The 20,850-nt window shown below is 66.3% G+C and carries 16 protein-coding genes and 1 pseudogene; 13 read left to right on the top strand and 4 right to left on the bottom strand.

What is annotated here, in order from left to right; all coding sequences use genetic code 11:
• Positions 1–233: 233 nt before the first annotated feature.
• From BMZ21_RS08890 to BMZ21_RS08875, 4 genes are all read left to right on the top strand, one after another.
• Complete coding sequence (locus BMZ21_RS08890) at positions 234–695, top strand: MerR family transcriptional regulator (RefSeq protein WP_091831950.1); 462 nt, start codon at positions 234–236, stop codon at positions 693–695.
• Positions 696–956: 261 nt separating this feature from the next.
• On the top strand, positions 957–2,753 hold the full coding sequence (locus BMZ21_RS08885; protein ID WP_091831947.1) for an acyl-CoA dehydrogenase C-terminal domain-containing protein: 1,797 nt from the start codon (positions 957–959) through the stop codon (positions 2,751–2,753).
• Between the two features lie 130 nt (positions 2,754–2,883).
• On the top strand, positions 2,884–4,092 hold the full coding sequence (locus BMZ21_RS08880; protein WP_091831945.1) for an acetyl-CoA C-acetyltransferase: 1,209 nt from the start codon (positions 2,884–2,886) through the stop codon (positions 4,090–4,092).
• 11 nt (positions 4,093–4,103) lie between these two features.
• On the top strand, positions 4,104–6,308 hold the full coding sequence (locus tag BMZ21_RS08875) for a 3-hydroxyacyl-CoA dehydrogenase NAD-binding domain-containing protein (RefSeq protein WP_091831943.1): 2,205 nt from the start codon (positions 4,104–4,106) through the stop codon (positions 6,306–6,308).
• On the opposite strand, the pseudogene BMZ21_RS29890 reads toward BMZ21_RS08875, so the two are convergent.
• A pseudogene (locus tag BMZ21_RS29890) lies at positions 6,309–6,451 on the bottom strand (LysR family transcriptional regulator); the annotation flags it as partial.
• Between the two features lie 112 nt (positions 6,452–6,563).
• Between BMZ21_RS29890 and BMZ21_RS08870 the strand changes: the two are divergent.
• A complete protein-coding gene (locus BMZ21_RS08870; protein WP_091831941.1) occupies positions 6,564–7,058 on the top strand; it encodes a peptide deformylase in 495 nt (164 codons plus the stop codon).
• 122 nt (positions 7,059–7,180) lie between these two features.
• Here the strand turns inward: BMZ21_RS08870 and aptA are convergent, their stop codons facing one another.
• Positions 7,181–8,521, bottom strand: coding sequence for an omega-aminotransferase AptA (gene aptA / locus BMZ21_RS08865; RefSeq protein WP_091831939.1), 1,341 nt, complete (start codon positions 8,519–8,521; stop codon positions 7,181–7,183).
• Positions 8,522–8,702: 181 nt separating this feature from the next.
• On the opposite strand from aptA, the gene BMZ21_RS08860 reads away from it, so the two are divergent.
• From BMZ21_RS08860 to BMZ21_RS08850, 3 genes are all read left to right on the top strand, one after another.
• Positions 8,703–10,484, top strand: coding sequence for a hypothetical protein (locus BMZ21_RS08860; RefSeq protein WP_091831937.1), 1,782 nt, complete (start codon positions 8,703–8,705; stop codon positions 10,482–10,484).
• 145 nt (positions 10,485–10,629) lie between these two features.
• Positions 10,630–12,084 (top strand): EAL domain-containing protein, encoded by a 1,455-nt coding sequence (locus BMZ21_RS08855; RefSeq protein ID WP_091831935.1) that lies wholly within the window; start codon positions 10,630–10,632, stop codon positions 12,082–12,084.
• An 82-nt stretch (positions 12,085–12,166) separates the two neighbouring features.
• Positions 12,167–13,024: a TIGR01459 family HAD-type hydrolase gene (locus BMZ21_RS08850; RefSeq protein WP_167561576.1), complete on the top strand. Its 858-nt coding sequence runs from the start codon at positions 12,167–12,169 to the stop codon at positions 13,022–13,024.
• A 238-nt stretch (positions 13,025–13,262) separates the two neighbouring features.
• Here BMZ21_RS08850 and BMZ21_RS31115 read toward each other — a convergent pair whose 3' ends face one another.
• Both BMZ21_RS31115 and BMZ21_RS08840 read right to left on the bottom strand, forming a co-directional pair.
• Positions 13,263–13,670: a papain-like cysteine protease family protein gene (locus tag BMZ21_RS31115; protein ID WP_425285425.1), complete on the bottom strand. Its 408-nt coding sequence runs from the start codon at positions 13,668–13,670 to the stop codon at positions 13,263–13,265.
• Between the two features lie 379 nt (positions 13,671–14,049).
• Positions 14,050–14,433, bottom strand: coding sequence for a response regulator (locus BMZ21_RS08840; RefSeq protein WP_091831929.1), 384 nt, complete (start codon positions 14,431–14,433; stop codon positions 14,050–14,052).
• 280 nt (positions 14,434–14,713) lie between these two features.
• On the opposite strand from BMZ21_RS08840, the gene BMZ21_RS08835 reads away from it, so the two are divergent.
• The 5 genes from BMZ21_RS08835 (at position 14,714) to BMZ21_RS08815 (ending at position 20,724) form a co-directional block, all read left to right on the top strand.
• A complete protein-coding gene (locus BMZ21_RS08835) occupies positions 14,714–15,157 on the top strand; it encodes a MaoC family dehydratase (RefSeq protein WP_425285417.1) in 444 nt (147 codons plus the stop codon).
• Between the two features lie 77 nt (positions 15,158–15,234).
• Entirely contained in the window at positions 15,235–16,218 is a 984-nt protein-coding gene (locus BMZ21_RS08830) for a bifunctional riboflavin kinase/FAD synthetase (RefSeq protein ID WP_091831927.1), read from the top strand.
• A gap of 194 nt (positions 16,219–16,412) precedes the next feature.
• A complete protein-coding gene (gene ileS, locus BMZ21_RS08825; protein ID WP_091832461.1) occupies positions 16,413–19,406 on the top strand; it encodes an isoleucine--tRNA ligase in 2,994 nt (997 codons plus the stop codon).
• Between the two features lie 8 nt (positions 19,407–19,414).
• Entirely contained in the window at positions 19,415–19,903 is a 489-nt protein-coding gene (gene lspA, locus BMZ21_RS08820; RefSeq protein ID WP_091831925.1) for a signal peptidase II, read from the top strand.
• A gap of 158 nt (positions 19,904–20,061) precedes the next feature.
• A complete protein-coding gene (locus tag BMZ21_RS08815) occupies positions 20,062–20,724 on the top strand; it encodes a hypothetical protein (protein WP_091831923.1) in 663 nt (220 codons plus the stop codon).
• Positions 20,725–20,850: the final 126 nt, after the last annotated feature.

The raw sequence follows: 20,850 nt of genomic DNA, 5'->3' as shown, positions 1-20,850 counted from the left end.
CGGCACCGACTTTTCGCCGTCACGGTAAATAGAGCGTTAAGATCGAGGCGCCGGACGTTAATTTTCCGGAAACGCCTGCCCAGGCAGGTTGCCCAGGCCGGGCATAACGGTAACTTACCCCCGGTTGGCGGCTAACGACGTGACGTAAGGGAGCCGCCTCGCCTACATTGCCGGCAACGCAGGGACGCCTTCCGGTGGGTCGCCGCCCTGCTTCGCAACCTTAAGGAACAGATATGCCGCGCCAAAGCTCAGCTCTGGCGGCCACCTCAAGTCACGACGGCCGCTCCGCCTCCCCGCAGACCACGAATCCCGCCGAAGCCGATGGCTTCACCATCAGCGACCTCGCCCGCGAATTCGGGGTCACCCTGCGCACGTTGCGCTTTTACGAATCGCGCGGCCTGCTCGCGCCGGCACGTTCCGGCCTGACCCGGATCTATTCCGGCCGCGACCGCGCCCGGCTAGCCCTCATCCTCAAGGGCAAGCAGCTCGGTTTCACCCTGGTCGAGATCCGCGCCATGCTCGCCAACGAGGAAGGCAAGGAGCTCAAGGGCAAGGAACCGTCCGCCTCGGTCGGCGGCCTGCAGCTCAGCCGCAGCCAGATCGCCGAGCAGCTCGAATTGCTGCGCAGCCAGCGCACCGAGATCGAGACCGCTATCGCCGAGCTCGAAACGACGCTCGCGCGCCTCGACGCCTGAAGCGGCCCGGTCGCCTGACCGGCTCACCTCGCTGAGATAATGATGCCCCGAACCTCGCAGGTTCGGGGCATTTTTCGTTTGCACGTACTGCGTGCGCGGCGCCAATCTCTCCCGACTGCTCTATCCGGAAGAAAAAGTGGGCTGGCCCCTTGGCAAGCTGCGGCTAGATAGTTTATATGTGAACTATCTCGAAGCGCCGCTGTCCTATCGAGCCGGCAAGCTTCGTCACCAAAGCTGTACGAAACGCCAGGGAGGGATGCGATGCCGGTCTACAAGGCGCCTGTCGAGGACACGCTGTTCCTGCTCAACGACGTCTTCCAGTTCGAGCGCTACAACAACCTCCCGGGCTTTGCTGAGGCGACGCCGGACCTGGTCGAGGCCGTGCTGGGCGAGGGCGCCAAGCTCTGTGAGGAAGTCCTCCAGCCGATCAATCATTCAGGCGACCAGGAAGGCTGCAAGCGCAATGCCGACGGCACGGTGACGACGCCGAAGGGCTTCAAGCAGGCCTATGAAGCCTACGCTGCAGGCGGCTGGATCGGGCTCGCCATGGATCCCGAGTACGGTGGCCAGGGCCTGCCCTACACGCTCGGCGCCATCATGAACGAGTTTTCCTCCTCGGCGAACATGGCCTTCTCGATGTACCCGGGCCTGACCATGGGCGCGATGGCCGCGCTCTATGTCCACGGCACGGACGAGCAGAAGCGCACCTATCTGCCGAAGATGGCCGAGGGCACCTGGTCGGGCACGATGAACCTGACCGAACCGCATTGCGGCACCGATCTCGGCCTGATCAAGACCAAGGCCGTGCCGAACGGCGACGGCTCCTATGCCATCACGGGCACCAAGATCTTCATCTCGGCCGGCGAGCAGGACATCACCGAGAACATCATCCACCTCGTGCTCGCCCGCATCGAGGGCGCGCCGCAGGGCGTCAAGGGCATCTCGCTCTTCGTCGTGCCGCGCAACGAGGTCGGAGCCGACGGCTCGGTCGGCGCGAACAACAAGGTGTCCTGCGGCTCGATCGAGCACAAGATGGGCATCCACGCCAACTCGACCTGCGTCATGAACTATGACGGGGCGAAGGGCTGGCTGGTCGGGGCCGAGAACAAGGGCCTCAACGCCATGTTCGTGATGATGAACGAGGCCCGCCTCGGCGTCGCGATCCAGGGTCTGGCCCAGTCCGAGGTCGCCTATCAGAACGCTGTCGCCTACGCCAAGGACCGTCTGCAGGGCCGGGCCCTGACCGGCGCCAAGAACCCCGACAAGCCGGCCGATCCGCTCTTCGTCCATCCGGACGTGCGCCGCACGCTGATGTCGATCAAGGCGTTCAACGAGGCGGCCCGCGCCTTCGTCATCTGGAACGCGATCAAGTCGGACATCGCCCATCGCTCCGGCGATGACGCCGAGCGCCAGGCCGCCGACGACCAGCTCGGCCTGATGACGCCCGTGCTCAAGGGCGTGCTCACCGATGTCGGCTTCGACAATGCGGTGAAGGCCCAGCAGATGTATGGTGGCCATGGCTACATCGCCGAATGGGGAATGGAGCAGTTCGTCCGCGATGCCCGCATCGCCATGATCTACGAGGGCGCCAACGGCGTGCAGGCGATGGACTTGGTCGGCCGCAAGCTCGGCCGCGACGGAGGCCGCGCCATCATGGCTTTCTTCAACGAGGTCGGCGCCTTCGTGAAAGACAACGAGGGCGATGAGGCGCTGAAGCCGCTGCTGGCCTCTCTGCAGCTCTCGTTGAACCATCTGCAACAGGCGACGATGTGGTTCATGCAGAACGCGCTCGCCAAGCCGGACAATGCCGGCGCCGGTGCGCATGACTACATGCACCTGCTCGGCCTGGTTAGCCTCGGCTATATGTGGGCGAAGATGGCCAAGGTCGCGCAGGAGAAGCTCAAGGCCGGCGCCAATGGCCAGGCCGAGCGCATGAACGCCAAGCTCGTCACCGCGCGCTTCTTCATGGAGCGCTCGCTGCCCGAGACCGCTGCGCATCTGGCGCGGATCACCTCCGGCTCCGACGCCACGATGGCGCTGAGCGCCGAGCAGTTCTGAACAGCGTCGTTGCGAGGAGACGAAGCCGACGAAGCAATCCAGGAGCGGCAGAGCTCTACGGTCTGGATTGCTTCGCTTCGCTCGCAATGACGGCTAGGTTGCCCGCAAAACGTCCGATGGGAGGCCCTTGATGGCTGATGCTTTCATCTATGACCATGTCCGCACTCCGCGCGGCAAGGGCAAGGCCGACGGCTCCTTGCACGAGGTCACCGCGATTGAACTGGGCACGCAGACCCTGCGCGCCATCAAGGAGCGCAACAATCTCGACACCAAGCTGGTCGAGGACGTGGTCTATGGCTGCGTCGATCCGGTCGGCGAGGCCGGCGCCGACATCGCCCGCACCGTTGCGTTGAAAGCCGGCTACGGCAAGGAAGTGCCGGGCGTGCAGATCAACCGCTTCTGCGCCTCGGGCCTCGATGCGGTCAACCTCGCCGCGGCGCAGGTCATGTCCGGCCAGAAGGAGATGACGATCGGCGGCGGCGTCGAGAGCATGTCCCGCATCGGCATGGGCGCCTCGGGCTTCGGCATCGCGGTCGATCCCTCCGTCGCGATCGACACCTACTTCATGCCGCAGGGCGTCTCGGCCGACCTGATCGCGACCAAGTACGGCTTCTCGCGCGACGATGTCGACGCCTATGCCGTGCGCTCGCACAAGCGCGCCGCCAAGGCCTGGGAGGAGGGGCGCTTCAAGAACTCGGTGATCCCGGTCACCGACGTCAACGGCCTGATCATCCTCGATCGCGACGAGACCATCCGCCCGGCGACCGACATGCAGGCATTGGCCGCGCTCAAGGCCTCCTTCGTCCAGATGGGCGAGATGGGCGGCTTCGACGCGGTCGCGACCGCGGCGCATCCGGACGTCGAGTTCGTCAACCACGTCCACCATGCCGGCAATTCCTCCGGTATCGTCGATGGCGCTGCCGCCGTGCTGGTCGGGTCGAAGAAAGCCGGCAAGGCGGCGGGCCTGAAGCCTCGCGCCCGCATCAAGGCCTTTGCCACCACCGGCTCGGACCTTGCGCTGATGCTGACCGGCCCGGTCGACGTCACCGAGCTCGTGCTCAAGAAGGCCGGGATGAGCGTCAAGGACATCGACCTGTTCGAGCTGAACGAGGCCTTCTCCTCGGTCGTGCTGCGCTATCAGCAGGCCTTCGACATCGACGACGCCGTGCTCAACGTCAATGGCGGCGCCATCGCCATGGGCCATCCGCTTGGCGCCACCGGCGCGATGATCCTCGGCACCGTCCTCGACGAGCTCGAGCGCACCAACAAGCAGACCGCTTTGGTCACGCTCTGCGTCGCCGTCGGCATGGGCGTCGCCACCATCATCGAACGGGTTTGAGGAGAGAGCCGATGAACCTCGTCAATTTCCGCTTCGACACCGACGCCGACGGCATCGCCACCCTGACCTGGGACATGCCCGAGCGCTCGATGAACGTGATCACCCCGCAGGTGATGGAAGAACTTAACCAGGTCGTCGACAAGGTCGCCTCGGACGAGGCGATCAAGGGCTGCGTCATCGTCTCCGGCAAGGAAGCCTTCTCCGGCGGCGCCGACCTCACCATGCTGCAGGGACTGCGCGACCTCTATGTCAAGCTCGCCAAGGAGCAGGGCGAGCAGATCGCGATGCAGCGCTTCTTCGACGAGAGCCGCAAGCTCAGCCAACTCTATCGCAAGCTCGAAACCTGCGGGAAGCCGTTCGCGGCGGCGATCCATGGCGTCTGCCTCGGCGGCGCCTTCGAGCTCGCGCTGTCCTGCCAGCTCCGCGTCGTCTCGGACGATGCCTCGACCCGCGTCGGCCTGCCCGAGATCAAGGTCGGCCTGTTCCCCGGCGCCGGCGGCACCCAGCGCGTCTCGCGCCTGATGCAGACCGGCGACGCGCTGCAGATGATGTTCAAGGGCGACCAGATCAAGGCGCTGCCGGCCCGCAATATGGGCCTCGTCCATGCCGTCCTGCCGCGCGACCAGATCGTCGCCGCGGCCAAGGAATGGCTTAAGGCCAACCCGCAGGCGAAGCAGCCTTGGGAAGACCCGAAGTTCAAGCTACCCTCGAACAAGGTGCATTCGCCGGCCGGGATGCAGATCTGGCCGCCGGCCAACGCGATCTATCGCCGCGAGACCAACGACAACTATCCGGCCGCCCGCGCCATCCTGAGCGCGGTCTATGAGGGCCTGCAGCTGCCGATGGACCTCGCCCTCAAGGTCGAGAGCCGCTACTTCGCCAAGATCCTGCGGACGAAGGAGGCGGCCTCGATGATCCGCTCGCTCTTCGTCTCGATGCAGGAGCTGAACAAGGGCGCCCGCCGCCCGGCCGACGTGCCCGCTTCGAAGCTGAAGAAGGTCGGCGTCGTCGGCGCCGGCTTCATGGGCGCCGGCATCGCCTATGTCACCGCCAATGCCGGCATCGAGGTGGTGCTGGTCGACCGCGACATCGAGGCGGCCGAGAAGGGCAAGGCCTATTCGCACAAACTGGTCACCGACCAGATCACCAAGGGCCGCGCCAAGACCGCCGATCGCGACGCGCTGCTCGGCCGCATCAAGGCCTCGGCCGACTATGCCGATCTCAAGGGCTGCGACCTGATCGTCGAGGCCGTGTTCGAGGATCCCAAGGTCAAGGCCGAGGTCATCGCCAAGGTCGAGGCCGTGGTCGGCCCCAAGACCATCTTCGGCTCCAACACCTCGACGCTGCCGATCACCGGCCTCGCCGAGCACAGCGAGCGGCCGAAGAATTTCATCGGCATCCATTTCTTCTCGCCGGTCGAGAAGATGCTGCTGGTCGAGATCATCATGGCCAAGAAGACCGGCAAGAAGGCCCTCGCCATGGCGCTCGACTTCGTCCGCGCCATCAGGAAGACGCCGATCGTCGTCAACGATGTCAGAGGCTTCTACGCCAATCGCTGCGTCGGCAACTACATCCGCGAGGGTCACCTCATGCTGATGGAGGGCGTGCCGCCGGCGATGATCGAGGCCGCCGGCAAGCAGGCCGGCATGCCGGTCGGCCCGCTCTCGCTCAATGACGAGGTCGCGGTCGATCTCGCCTACAAGGTGCTGAAGGCGACCAAGGCCCAGCTCGGCGAAGGGGCGGTCGACCCGGCGCAGGAGAAGCTGCTCAACGAGATGGTCGAGAAGCATGGCCGCCTCGGCCGCAAGAACAGGAAGGGCTTCTACGATTATCCGGAAGCCGGCCCGAAGCGGCTCTGGCCCGGTCTCGCCGATCTCGTCTCCAACCATATCCACCCCGAAAAGGTGGATATGGATGAGCTGAAGCACCGCCTGCTGGTCACGCAGGCGCTGGAAGCCGCCAAGACCTATGAGGAAGGCGTCGTCACCGATCCGCGCGAGGCCGATGTCGGCTCGATCATCGGCTTCGGCTTCGCGCCCTACTCGGGCGGAACGCTATCCTATATCGACAATATGGGCGCCGCCGCCTTCGTGAAGCTCTGCGAGAGCCTCGCCAAGAAGCATGGCGAGCGTTTCAAGCCGAACCGGCTATTGAAGCGCATGGCCAAGACCGGCGAGAGCTTCTATGGCAGCGCCGAGAAGAAGGCTGCGGCCTGATCAGGCGAAGAGCCGCTCCTTCAGGAGCGCTCCAGCCATTCGGCGAAGACCTTCAGGCGGCGCGACAGGTGCTGCCTGTGGGAATAGAGCAGGGCGACCGGCATCGGCTCCGCCCTGTGCTCCGGCATCACGTCGACCAGCTCGCTAGCTGCCGGATGTGTGGTGGCAACCTAAGGGATGTGGAGCGCATCCATCCGGATCGCTACGCTGTATTGGCGATGACGCTCCAACCGGGGAGCGCATGACAAGACTGCGATGCCTGTCCGACCGATCCTGAGCTTTCCCGATCCGCGCCTGCGGCTACCTGCTCCACCGGTCACGCGGTTCGATGCGGATTTGCGTGCTCTTGCGGAAGACCTGCTCGATACGATGCGGTCGGCGCCCGGCATCGGCATCACCGCGCCGCATATCGGTGTCCCGTCCCGGCTCGTCGTGCTGGAGCTCACGCCCGGCGACGTCCGCATCTATGCCAATCCCAAGCTCGACCAGGTCTCTCGCGAGAGCATTCGCCATACCGAGGGCAGCGTCTCGATGCCGGGTGTCACCGACGAGCTCGAGCGCCATGCCCATGTCCGCGTGCGCTATCAGGATCTGGAAGGCAAGGAACAGAGCGAGGATGCCGACGGCTTGCTCGCCGTCTGCCATCAGCATGAGATCGACCAGCTCGACGGCATCTTTTGGATCGACCGCCTGTCGCGGCTGAAGCGCGACAGGTTGATCACCCGCTACAACAAGCTGCGGCGGGGGTGACACTCGTCATGCTCGGGCTTGACCCGAGCATCTCGGGCCGGAAGAAGCGCCGAGAGGCGCCTTGTCTTCATGAGATTCTCGGGCCTGCGCTTCGCTTCGCCCGAGAATGAAGTCAGTTCGGCTCAGTTCGCCACCGCCCTGATCACCCGCTTGAGCTTGCCGATCAGCTCCTCGACTTGGCTCTCCGTGATGATCAGCGGCGGCGAGAAGGCGATCGTGTCGGCGGCGGTGCGGATCATCAGCCCTTCCTCGTGGAAGGCGCGCTCGATCACCGCGTAGCCGCGCTTGCCGGGGCCCTCGGCCCGCGGCGCGAGATCGACGGCGCCGACCAGGCCGAGCGTGCGGATATCGACCACGTTCGGCTCGCCCTTCAGGCTCATCACCGCATCGGCCCAAGCGTCCTCCATCGCCCGCGCCCGCTCGAACAGGCCTTCCTCGCGATAGATGTCGAGCGCTGCCAGCGAGGCCGCCGCCGCCAGCGGGTGGCCGGAATAGGTGTAGCCGTGGAACAGCTCGATGACGTTGTCGGGCCCGTTCATGAAGGCGTCGTAGACGTGCTTGCGCACGATCACGCCGCCCATCGGCACCGTGCCGGAGGTGACGCCCTTGGCGAAGGTGATCATGTCCGGGATCACGCCATAGCGCTCGGCGGCGAAGGCGAAGCCGAGACGGCCGAAGCCGGTGATGACCTCGTCGAAGATCAGGAGGATGCCGTGCTTGTCGCAGATCTCGCGCAGGCGCTTGAGGTAGCCCTTCGGCGGCGGCAGCGCCCCGGTCGAGCCCGCCATCGGCTCGACGATCACCGCGGCGATGGTCGAGGCGTCGTGCAGGGCGACGACGCGCTCGAGATCATCGGCGAAATGCGCGCCGTAGTCCGGCTCGCCCTTGCTGAAGGCCTGCTTCTCGCGGTCATAGGTGTGGGAGATGTGGTCGGTGCCGGTCAAAAGTCCGCCGAAGAACTTGCGGTTGTTGACCATGCCGCCGACGGAGATGCCGCCAAAGCCGACGCCGTGATAGCCGCGCTCGCGGCCGATCAGCCGGGTCTTCGAGCCCTTGCCCGAGACGTTCCAGTAGGCCAGGGCGATCTTGAGGGCCGAGTCGGCCGCTTCCGAGCCCGAGCCGGCGAAGAAGACGTGGTCGAGATCGCCCGGCGCCAGCGCCGCGATCCGAGCTGCCGCCGCGAAGACCTTGGGATGGCCGTACTGGAAGGATGGGGCGTAATCGAGTTCGCGCGCCTGCGCCTGGATCGCCTGGATGATCGGCTCGCGGGCATGGCCGGCATTGCAGCACCAGAGCCCGGCGGTGCCGTCCATCACCGGCTTGCCCTCGGGCGTATAGTAGAACATGCCCTCGGCCCGGGCGACCATGCGCGGATTCTGCTTGAACGACCGGTTCGCCGTGAACGGCATCCAGTAGGCTTCGAGATCGTTCGGGGCGCTGATGGCGCGCGGCGCAGAGGTCATGGTCCGGTCCCATTTAGTTTTTTAAAGCTTCCTCAACCTAGCAGCGCGGTCGGGGCTGTAAATCCATGTCGGCTCGGGGCATGCCTGCGTCCGGCGAGCGGCGGCCAGCCGCTCGGGGCAGGTGACCTTACGTCGTTTCTGGCGTAGTCTGAACAAGGGGGTAACACTGGACTACGCCCCAATGACTGAAGGCGTTGCCGGTCGGGACGGAAGCGGCACGATCGCGCCGGAGGACATCCGCGCGCAGCTCGACCGCGTCCTTGCATCTGACATCTTTCGCAGCGCGCCACAGCTCACTGCCTTCCTGAGCTATGTCGTCGAGCAGGCCCTGGCCGGCCGCGCCGCCGAGCTCAAGGGTTATACCATTGCGGTCGAGGCATTCGGACGCCCGCCCGAGTTCGATCCGCAATCTGACCCGATCGTGCGCGTCGAGGCGGGGCGCCTGCGCAAGGCGCTCAATCTCTACTTCGCGGCCGAGGGCGTGCGCGATCCCGTGCGGATCGCGATTCCCGTCGGTGCCTATGTGCCCAGCTTCACGCGGCAGGGCTTCGCGGAACCGGAGGCAGCGACCGCGAGCTTGGAGCCTGCGCAGCCCGCAGCCGCCGCCGGCAGGCGATGGCGAGCATGGGCCTATGCGGTTGCAGCGCTGGTTGTGACCGGCGCGATCGCGTTCGTCGCCTGGCGCCAGGCCGGGACCGGGCCGGAGCTGAGCGTCGCCGTCGCGAGCGGGGAGATGCTGGCGCCGCGGCCGGCAACCCCCAATGCGCCCGACCAGTCCTCTTCGGCACAGCCTCCCGAGCCGGTCGCTTCGCCTGCGAGCCTGCCCGTGATTGCCGTTGTGATCGCCGGCGACATCGTCGATCCCGCGGTCGAGGATGCGGCGCGGCTGTTCATGCGTCATCTCGTCGACACCATGGCCCGCTTCGACGACCTGCTCGTGGTCAAGTCGCGAGGTACGGCGCTGCGGCCGGAGGAGGGTGCCGATTATATCCTGACCCTCAACACGTCGCGGGCCGGCGACAAGATCGAGGGGTTCGTGCGGCTGAGCGCAGCGAGGGACGGGCGGGTCGTCTGGACCACCTCCGGCGCGCGCAGCCTGGCGGCCGTGAGCGACGGCACGGAACTGCGCGAGCTGGCGCAGGGCGTGGCGATCCGGCTGGCTCAGCCCTTCGGCGTCCTGCATGCCGATTTCAGGCTCGCCACGCTGCCGCCGGGGGTCGGCTGCATCTACATGGCGCTCAATTTCCGCCGGCACATGAAGGCGGACGATCATCTGGCCGCGCGCAACTGCCTCGATGCGCTGGTCGCGCGCGATCCAGACTTCCATCCGGCCTGGTCGCATCTGGCGTTGCTCACCGCGGATGAATACGCCGCCGGTCTGAACGCGCGCTCCGGCTCGCCGCTCGACCGGGCGCTTGCCGCCGCGGTCACTGCCGTGAGGCTGGCGCCGGCGAGCGCGCGCGCTCATCAGGCCCTGATGGAGGCGCAGTTCCTGCGCGGCATGACCGAGGAAGCGCTCAAATCCGGCCGGGAGGCGATGGCGCGCAACCCCTACGATCCCGACATCATGGCCGATCTCGGCGCGCGCTACGTTCAGCTCGACCGGGCGGCCGAGGGCCTGCCCTTGCTCGAGCGCGCCGCTGCGCTGAGCAATGGCCGGCCTTCCTGGTATGACGTCTTCCTCTACTTCGCGGCGTACCTGACCGGCGCGAACAAGCTCGCGGAGAGTCAGGCGTCCCTGATCAAGGCGGAGGAGACGCCGCTCGCTTTGGTCGCACGTGCCGTGGCGAGCGCCGCCGCGGGTGATCGCGACGGGCTGGAGGAGGCCATGCGCATGCTGGGCCAGACCGAGCCGCTCTTTGCTCTCGATGCGCGGCTCTTTTTGGCCCGCAAAGGGTTCTCGCCGCCGGTCATCGACCGCATCCTGGCTGCGATCGGCCAGGTCGGGCTGCAGTTGCGGTAGACCGGGAACAGGGGGCTTCGGCAAGGTTCGGTCGCACAATCCGTCGATGGACCTCGCAGTTGCTGAATCCGGCCGCTATTCTGTGGCTGTCGCAGCTGATTCGTAGCGTTGCGTTGCCCCTCAACCCCTTGCGCGATTTCGGCCCTTGGCTCGCACCCGCCTCAGCGCTCTCTCTCCGGCCGCCAGCGGCGTCGTCGGCTTCTCGCTGGGCGCAGCGGCGATCCTGCTCCTGCCGGGCAATCTCGCCAACGCATTGGGATTGCTGAGCGCCGGGCTCGGTTTGGCCGGAGCGGCAGCCTTGGCGCGCCGCAACACGGCGCGCGAGCGCGAGCAACTGCTCGCGGCGATCGGCGAGGTCAAGGTCCGCCTCGCGACCAATGCCATTCGCGTCGATTCGATGGCCAAGCGCCTCGACCAGATGCCGATGGGCGAGGCCGATGCTGCGCCGGCCAAGGCGATGCTCCACGAATTGACGGCGGAGGTCGGTCTGCTCGGCGATCTCCTGCAGCAGGTCGCGACGACCTTGGGCGAGCATGACGACCAGCTCAGTCGTATTGAAGGCCGGCTCGCCAATCCACCGCCGCCGCAACCGGCGCGGATTGCGGCGCTGGTCCCTGAACGTCCCGATTTCCGCGCTCCCGAGCCTCTGGTCGCGACACGGCAGGACCCGGCCGAGGCGGCGCAGCACCGCGCGGCCGAGGAACGCGCCGCCCTGATCAGCGAAGCTCTGGCGAAGGGCCAGGTCGAGGTTCATCTCCAGCCGATCGTCAGCCTGCCGCAGCGCCGGACGCGGGGTTACGAGGCGCTCGTCCGGCTGCGCCTGGACGAGAAGACGCTACTGCTCCCCTCCGAATTCCTGACCACGGTCGAGGACCGCGGCTTCGGCCCGACGCTCGATGCGCTCGTGCTGACCCGGGCGCTGGCCATCGCCCGCCATCTCGGCAGCAAGCCGGGCGAGCTCTTCGTCTCCTGCAATTTCAGCGCGGCGACCTGGGGCTCGTCGCGCGCCTTGGCAGCGCTGTCGCGCATCCTCGAAAAATACCACGACCACATCGGCAATCTCGTCATCGAGGTGCCGCAGCGCGTCTTCCGGGCGCTGGAACCTGCGAGCCTCGGCCTGCTCGGCGCCATGTCGGCCAATGGCGTGCGCTTTGCACTCGACCATGTCGCCGATCTGCGCTTCGACCCGGTCTCGCTGCATGATCGCGGCGTGCGCTTCGTCAAGGTCTCGGCGGCGCTGCTGCTGGCCGAGGCGCGCGGTGGCAAGCTCGCCGACATAGCGGCGGGCGACATCGCGATCCAGCTCGCGCGCGGTTCGATCCAGCTCGTCGCCGAGGAAGTCGAGGACGATCCGATGGTCGCCGACATGCTCGATCTCGGCATCGGCTTCGGCCAGGGCATCGTTTTCTCGCCGCCGAGGCCGGTCAGGCCCGAGGTCTTCGCCGAGCCGCAACCGGCTGAGACTGCGCCGATACCGAAGCCCGCTGCCGCCATGGCGGCGCCCGCTTCCGCCGAGGTGGTCGAGCACCCCGCCATGGCATCGCCGCCTGAGGTCAAGCGCGTGCCCTTCCGCGACATCCTGCGCCGCGCCACCGCCTGACTCGCTCCTCGGGGATTGAAGCGCTGGCCTGTGCCGGCGAAGCCGCGTAGACAGGCGGCGCCAGTCCGATTGGAGTTTGCCCGTGCCGTCATCAACCCGCCTTCTGTCCGGGGTTGCGCCCGTCATCGGCCAGTACGAGCTCTGCCTCTGCGACATCTGGGGCGTGGTCCATAATGGCGTCGCGCCGTTCGCTGCCGCCTGCGATGCCCTGGCCCGGATGCGGGCGGGCGGCGTCACCGTCGTGCTGGTCTCGAACGCGCCGCGCCCGCGCTCGGAGATCGCCGTCCAGCTCGGCAAGCTCGGCGTGCCCGGCGACGCCTTCGACGCGATCGTTACCTCCGGCGACGTCGCGCGCGACCTGATCGCCCATCGAGCCGGCGAGCCGCTCTATCACCTCGGCCCGTCCCGCGACCTGCCGCTGATGGCAGGGCTCGACGCGCCGCGCGTCGGCCCCGCTGAGGCGCACTACGTCCTCTGCACCGGCCTGTTCGACGACGAGACCGAGACGGCCGAGAGCTATGCCGAACAGCTTGCGGATTTTGCCCGGCGGAAGCTGACGCTGATCTGCGCCAATCCGGATCTCGTCGTCGATCGTGGCGGACGCATCGTGCCCTGCGCCGGCTCGCTCGCCGTCGCCTATGAGCAGCTCGGCGGCGAGGCGATCTATGCCGGCAAGCCGCATGCGCCGATCTATGACCTCGCCATCCGCATCGGCCAGGAGCTGCGCGGCGAGACGGTCGAGAAGGCGCGCATCCTGGCGATCGGCGATGCGATCCGCACCGACATCGCCGGCGCAGCGCAATATGGCCTGGCTTCGCTGATGTGCGTCGCCGGCATCCATGCCGGCGAGATGGCGGGCTTGTCGGATGGGGCGCTGCAGGGCTGGTTCGGCCGCCAGAGCCACCGGCCCGACTACGCCATGCCGCATCTGGCCTGGTGAGAGTACCTCATAGGCCTCTCGCTCCGGCCAGCGGCCAAGCGCAGCTCCGGAAACCATTGTGCATCGTCGACCGTCTGTTAGAAATTCCCGGTGCCCTCAGCCTTCGAGACGGCCCTGCCGCGCCCTCAGCATGAAGCTGCGAGTTTCCAAGCAGGTCTAGGCAAGTGCCCTCATGGGGCCGCCAGATGTCGCATGAGTGCACGATGCTTCCGGCAGCTCGTCCAGCAGGTCACACAAGTCATGCTTCCCAGGCGAGCAACCACGGCTTGCCGTTGAAGCTGGCGACATTCGCCCATCGATAGGATCCATACCATGGATCCATGAAGCTGATCTGTGCGACGCCATTTGCGTGGCTGACGCCATAGATGACGATCGTATGTGAATTGAGGACGCTCGACTTGTATATGAGCACGACGAGTCCGTTGCGCAGATGCGAATCGATTAGGCTCTCAGTGAGGCTTTCACGTCGCCAATCCGTGAAATCCATGCTGAAATCGCTCAATAGAGTCAGAATACTTTTCTCGGATGCTCCGCCACTCGGGGGTGGATTGTCGTCATAGCTTGCGGCGATCGAACTCTGCGTGTGGCCAGCATATCCAATCGTGGCTCTCGTCCATGACTCGAAGGCTGCTGCGTAGCAGTGCATAGGTGTGTCTTGTTTAACCTTGGGAGAAACACGCCTGTACATCGATCGCACCCCTTAATCTAAATATTCAATGGCACATGCGATATGAGGCTCTCGCGATAGCACGCTTTCAGAAAACCTCTTTCCAGTCAAAAGCAGATGACAGCCTGCGCGCGGGTGCAGCCGGCCTTGGATGCCGTTTGGAAACTCACAGCCCTTATCGTGGGGAGCGTGTCGAAGGATATCCAGAGATGCCATTCCTCGCAGGATGGCTCCTCAGGATGAGGGCTCGGTGAACTTCCGAATAGGCTGTGAGCCCTGTGACAGCGTCCGGCCCCGGCTCGCCCCGGCCGCAGTAACGGCGGGAAAGCTATCAAGCGATGGAGTGCGCGACGCTGCCTCAGGCGGCGCAGGCCGCCTCGATCTTCGATTTCAGCGTCTGGGCGTTGAACGGCTTGACGATATAGTTGTTCACGCCGGCCTTCTTGGCGGCGATGACGTTCTCGGTCTTCGATTCCGCCGTCACCATGATGAACGGCGTCTCGGCGATGGCGTCCTCGTTCCGGACCTGGCGCAGCAGCTCGTAGCCGGTCATCGGCTCCATGTTCCAGTCCGAGATCACCAGCCCGTATTTCTTGTCGCGCATCTTGGCGATCGCGGCATTGCCGTCGGAGGCGTCGTCGACATTCTCGAAGCCGAGCTGCTTCAGGAGGCTGCGGATGATCCGGACCATCGTCTGATAGTCGTCCACCACCAGGATCGGCATTGACGGGTCGACAGCCATGACGGCGCTCCAAGCAAGTAGTCAGCAGGGCCCAACGGCGCCGGCGCGGGGTCGCTCTCGCAGAGCGGCGACCTTGGGTCAATTGTCATAGGCGCTCGGCGTTTCAAAGCCGTTAACCCGGTCGCCGAGTGACCCTGCGGCATACGACCTTTGGCGGACGGAGGAACAAGCGACAGGCACCAAAGTTCAATGGTGCGGTGCAGCGAGGTGTGAGAGGCTGCCTGCTCGATTCCGGATTCAGGCGGCCTTTTGGCCGTGCTGCAGTTGCGAGAGCCGACCGATGATGGCGAGCACGCTCTATCAAGTCCATGCCTTCGAGGATCTGGTCGTCGGCCAGCGCGAAAGCCTGATGCGCACGGTGATGGAGCGCGACATCTCGCTCTTCGCCGATCTGTCGGGCGACGCCAATCCGATCCATCTCTGCGACCGCTACGCCGCCTCGACCAAGTTCGGCCAGCGCATTGCTCATGGCATGCTGACGGCAAGTCTGGTCTCAGCCCTGCTCGGCACGCGCCTGCCAGGACCGGGCGCTGTCTACCTCTCGCAGACCCTCAATTTCCTTGCGCCGGTGAAGATCGGCGACGTCGTCACCGCCCGCGTCGAGGTGGTCGAACTCGTGCCGGAGCGACGCCGCGCCCGGCTCTTCTGCGACTGCCTGGTCGACGGCAAGGCTGTGCTGGAAGGCGAGGCCTGGGTGGCGCTGCCGCGTGCCACGCAAGCCTGAACCGGCCTTGACGCTTCCCGCCGCTTGGGGCCAAACACGGCGGTAGCCGGGGCTTCCCGGCGTCGACCCTGCGTTCCATGAGCTCATTCCCCGAGGCCGCGCGACCCGATGCGCTGCCCACCTTCACCCTTGAACCCGGCAAGCCGGTGCCGGCCGATCTGCGCGGCCGCGTGCTGGCGCTCGGCAATTTCGATGGCGTCCATCGCGGCCATGCCGAGCTCGCCCGCGTCGCTGGCGAGATGGCGGCTCAGCAGGGGACCAGCGCCGCGGCGCTGACCTTCGAGCCGCATCCGCGGACGGTTTTCAGGCCGCAGCAGCCGGTGTTCCGGCTGACGCCGGAGCCGGTCAAGGTCGCGCTCCTCGCCAGCCTCGGGCTCACGCCCAGCTTCGTCGTCCCGTTCGATCGCGCGGTCGCCGCCATTCCGGCCGAGGCCTTCGTCGATGACCTCCTGCTCGGCCAGCTCGGCGCCGCCGGCCTCGTCTGCGGCTATGACTTCCATTTCGGCAAGGGGCGCACAGGCTCGCCCGAGATGCTGCAGGCGCGCGCCGGCCATGCCGGCATTCCGGTCGTAGTCGTGTCGCCCTTCGCCTTCCAGGGCGAGCCGGTCTCCTCGACGCTGGTGCGCACGGCGCTCGAGGCCGGCGATGTCGGTCATGCCGCGGCGCTGCTCGGCCGGCCCTGGTTCGTGCGTGGCGAAGTCGCCCATGGCGACAAGCGCGGCCGGGATCTCGGCTATCCCACCGCCAACATGCATCTCAGCCATGATTGCCGCCTGCGCTTCGGCATCTATGCGGTTCGCATGAAGATCGACGGAGCCTGGCATAACGGTGTCGCGAGCTTCGGCAGCAGGCCGACTTTCGACGACGGCGCGCCCAGGCTCGAGACATTCGTCTTCGACTTCTCCGGCGATCTCTACGGCAAGACCGTCGACGTCGCCTTCGTCGCCTTCCTGCGCGGCGAGGCGAAATTCGATACCCTCGAGGCGTTGATCGTCCAGATGGATGCCGACAGCGCAAGCGCACGTGGCATCCTGGCGGCGACGCCGGCCTTCCTTCCATGACCGCGCTTTGCTAGAAGCCGCTGATGTCCGCTCTGCACCTCGTTTCGCCCCTGCGAATTACCGGCCCGGCTGCCGCCCTGCGCTGATGGCGCGGGCGCTTGCGCAGGCCGGGACGACGATCGCTTCCCCGTGACATCTCCAGGATGGGCGCTGCACCGCACGCCGAGCCGCCATCCGCACCGCTGAGCCGGATCATGACCGACAAGACCGCCGAGAAGCCCGAGACCACCGATTATTCGCAGACCCTGTTCCTGCCGCAGACGGAATTCCCGATGCGCGCCGGCCTGCCGCAGCGCGAGCCTGAATTGCTCGCCCGCTGGGCCAGGATGGACCTTTACCGCAAGCTGCGCGAGGCCGGGCAGGGCCGCGACCGCTTCGTCCTGCATGACGGCCCGCCCTATGCCAACGGCAACATCCATATCGGCCATGCGCTCAACAAGGTGCTGAAGGACCTGGTGACGCGCTCGCAGCAGATGCTCGGCTACGATTCCAACTATGTGCCGGGCTGGGACTGCCACGGCTTGCCGATCGAGTGGAAGATCGAGGAGCAGTACCGCGCCAAGGGCCTGAACAAGGACGACGTCGATGTCGTCGAATTCCGCAAGGAATGCCGCGTCTTCGCCGAGAAATGGGTCGACATCCAGCGCAACGAGTTCAAGCGGCTCGGCGTCGAGGGCGACTGGGACGATCCGTACCTGACCATGGCTTATGGCGCCGAGGCGCAGATCGCCCGCGAGATCATGAAGTTTGCCGAGAACGGCATGCTCTATCGTGGCTCCAAGCCGGTGATGTGGTCTGTCGTCGAGAAGACCGCCCTGGCCGAGGCCGAGGTCGAGTACGAGGAGCACACCAGCGATACGATCTTCGCGGCGTTTCCGGTGCTTGGCTCGGGGCCGCTCGCGGGAGCGTCGGTGCTGATCTGGACGACGACCCCCTGGACCATCCCCGGCAACCGCGCGATCTCGTTCCACAACAAGATCGCTTATGGCCTCTACCGCGTCACGGCCGCCCCGGAAGGCAACTGGGCCAAGGTCGGCGCGCGCTATGTGCTGGCCAAGAACCTTGCCGAAGCGCTGTTCAAGGCTGCCAAGGTCGAGGCTTACGAGCTGGAGCGCGACGTCAGCGCCGCAGACCTTGCTGGTCTTACTGTCGCCCACCCTCTGCGTGGCCAGGGCTACGAGTTCGACGTGCCGCTGCTCGACGGCGACCATGTCACCGACGATGCCGGTACCGGCTTCGTCCACACCGCCCCGGGCCATGGCCGCGAGGACTTCGATGTCTGGATGGCCAATGGCCGCATGCTCGCCGAGCGCGGCATCGAGACGCGCATTCCCTACACCGTCGACGCCGATGGCCGCTTCACCAAGGAGGCGCCGGGGTTCGAGGGCGCGCAGGTCATCACCGACAAGGGCGAGAAGGGCAACGCCAACGAGGTGGTGATCAGGGCGCTCGCGGCGACCGGCAACCTCGTCTCGCGCGGCCGCCTCAAGCACCAGTATCCGCACAGCTGGCGCTCGAAGAAGCCGGTGATCTTCCGCAACACGCCGCAATGGTTCATCGCCATGGACAAGCCCTATGGTGATGCCGGCGCTCCCGATCCGGCGGCGCCGGCCCCGACGGCCGGCGGCAATGCCGACACGCTGCGTAACCGTGCGCTCAGGGCGATCAGGGAGACGCAATGGGTTCCCGCCGCCGGCGAGAACCGAATCAACGGCATGATCGCCAACCGGCCCGACTGGGTGGTCTCCCGCCAGCGTGCCTGGGGCGTGCCGATCACCGTCTTCGTCGACAAGGAGAGCAAGGAGATCCTAGTCGACGACAAGGTCAACGCCGCGATCGCCGAGGCCTTCGAGCAGGAGGGCGCCGACGCCTGGTTCACCGACACCGACGGTGCGCGCTTCCTGAAGCCCTATGGCTACAATCCGGCGAAGTACGAGCGCGTCGTCGACGTGCTCGACGTCTGGTTCGATTCAGGCTCGACCCATGCCTTCACCCTGGAGAAGCGCGCCGATCTCAAGACCCATCGCGTCGTCGATGGCGGCCGCGACAAGGTGATGTATCTCGAAGGCTCGGACCAGCATCGCGGCTGGTTCCATTCGAGCCTGCTCGAAAGCTGCGGCACGCGCGGCCGGGCCCCCTACGATGTGGTCCTGACCCACGGCTTCTGTCTCGACGAGAAGGGCGAGAAGATGTCGAAGTCGAAGGGCAACGTCACCGCCCCGCAGGACGTGATCAAGGACAGCGGCGCAGACATCCTGCGCCTCTGGGTCGCGGCGGCCGACTATTCCGACGATCTGCGCATCGGCAAGGAGATCCTGAAGACCTTCGTCGAGACCTATCGCAAGCTGCGCAACACCATGCGCTGGATGCTCGGCACGCTGGCGCATTTCGACGAGGCGATCCGCGTCTCCGATCCGGCCTCGATGCCGGAGCTGGAGCGGCTGATGCTGCACCGTCTCGCCGAGCTCGGGCCGCAGGTCGAGGAGGCCTACCGGACCTACGATTACAAGAAGGTCGTGACGCTGCTCTCGCAGTTCATGAACACCGAGCTCTCGGCCTTCTATTTCGACGTCCGCAAGGACGCGCTCTATTGCGATCCGCGCTCCAGCCATGTCCGCAGGAGCGCGCTCACCGTCGTCGACCATCTCTTCCGCTGCCTGACGACCTGGCTCGCGCCGATCCTGGTCTTCACCGCGGAGGAAGCCTGGCTCGACCGCTATCCGCAGGTGAAGGACGGCGATGGCTCGGTGCATCTCGAGCTCTTCGCCGAGGCGGATGATGCCTGGCTCGATCCGGAGCTGGCCGAGCGCTGGGCCAAGGTTCGCCGCGTGCGCCGCGTCGTCACCGGTGCGCTGGAGCTGGAGCGCGCCGGCAAGCGTATCGGTTCCTCGCTGGAGGCCGCTCCTGTCGTCCACATCGCCGATCCCGATCTGCGCGTGGCTCTGAGCGGGCTCGATCTCGCCGAGATCTGCATCACCTCCGGTGCGACGATCGCCGACGGGGAGGGGCCGGCCGAGGCTTTCCGCCTGCCGGACGTCCCCGGCGTCTCGGTGGTGCCGTCGCGCGCTTCGGGCATCAAATGCGCCCGCTCCTGGAAGTATTTCGATCCGGCGACGGCCGAGCCCGGCTTCCCCGAGGTGACGCCGCGCGACGCCAAGGCGCTGCGCGAGCTCGGGCGCGCCGCGTGACGGCTGCGATGACGTCGCTGCGCCGTCTCGGCGCCCTGATCGTCGGGCTCACCTTCGTGCTCGACCAGGCGCTGAAGCTCTGGCTGCTCTTCGGCCTCCGCTTGGCCGAGGAGGGGCCGTTCCAGCTCGCCTCCTTCCTGGAGATCGTGCTCGCCTGGAACCGCGGCATCTCCTACGGCCTGTTCCAGCAATCGACCGATATCGGCCGCTGGGCGCTGGTCGTGCTCTCCATCGTCGCGGCGATCTGGCTCTGGCGCTGGATGTGGCGCAGCGACGACAGGCTGACGGTGGTGAGCCTTGCTCTCATCATCGGTGGCGCGCTCGGCAATGGGCTCGACCGCATGGTCTACGGCGCCGTCGTCGACTTCGTGCATGTCCATGTCGGCAGCTTCAGCTGGTACATCTTCAACATCGCCGACGCGGCGATCGTCTTCGGCGTGCTCGGCCTCCTGTGGGAATCGCTGAGGCCGGGGGCGGGGCGTTCCAAGGCGGCTTGAGGCGTCCTAGTGGCGCTGGCAAACAGGCCGGCCACAGCTCATTTACGGCAATCTGGCAAAAGGGCTCCCGATTTTGCGGGATATGGGTTAAAAGGCCCGCCATGCTTTCGCCGTGTCGCTCAGGCAAGACGCGGCAGGTATCGGTATGGAGAGGTGAGATGGCTTATCGGATCCGCGCTTCGCGCATGCTGCTAGCCGGCGGCCTGCTGCTGGCGACGACCCCTGCTTTCGCCCAGGAGGGCATGCTCTTCAAGAACCTGGTCGATGGCATGGGCCTGTTCGGCCGCGACAAGGCGGATATCGAGTACAAGCAGCGCGCTCCGCTGGTTGTGCCGCCGTCCTCCACCTTGCCGAAGCCGCAGGAGGCCGGCGCCAACCGTAGCGCCGCCTGGCCGGACGATCCGGACGTCGCCCGCCGCAAGGCCGAGCGCGACAGCTCCAACATCCTGTTCTCGACCACCGAGGCCTACCGCGCCAACACCAGGCCGCTGATGTCGCAGGAGGAACTGCGCCGCGGCCGCGTCGCCGGTCGTGCCAACGGGCCCGAAGGTATCGTTCCCGACCACAACACCGGCAACAATCAGATCGAGCCGATCCGTATCGGCCGCGAGATGGCGGCACGTCAGGCGCAGACCGATACCTCGAACCTCGCCTACGGCACCGAGCCGGCTCGGCGCTTCCTGCACGAGCCGCCGACCGGCTATCGCCGCCCGGCCGCGACGGCCGCGCTCGGCCCCGGTCAGACCGGTCCGCGCGAGGACAAGCAGGCTGTCGGCCAGCGCGAGTTCCTCGTCGGCCAGAAGGTCTACGAGAACCAATAGGCTGCATGCCATTGTCTTGCGCTGCGTTGGTTTTCTGCCGCAGCCGGACTATCTAGAGCACGAGCCCCATTTCCGGCTCGGGTCCATGCGGGCCCGAGCCGCTTCGTTTCTGGACCTCGCGATCTG

It is taken from the genome of Allobosea lupini (genome assembly GCF_900109525.1).
GTDB lineage: Bacteria > Pseudomonadota > Alphaproteobacteria > Rhizobiales > Beijerinckiaceae > Allobosea > Allobosea lupini.
The sequence above is the reverse complement of the archived record's forward strand: the minus strand, read 5'-3'. Positions and strand labels throughout refer to the sequence as shown.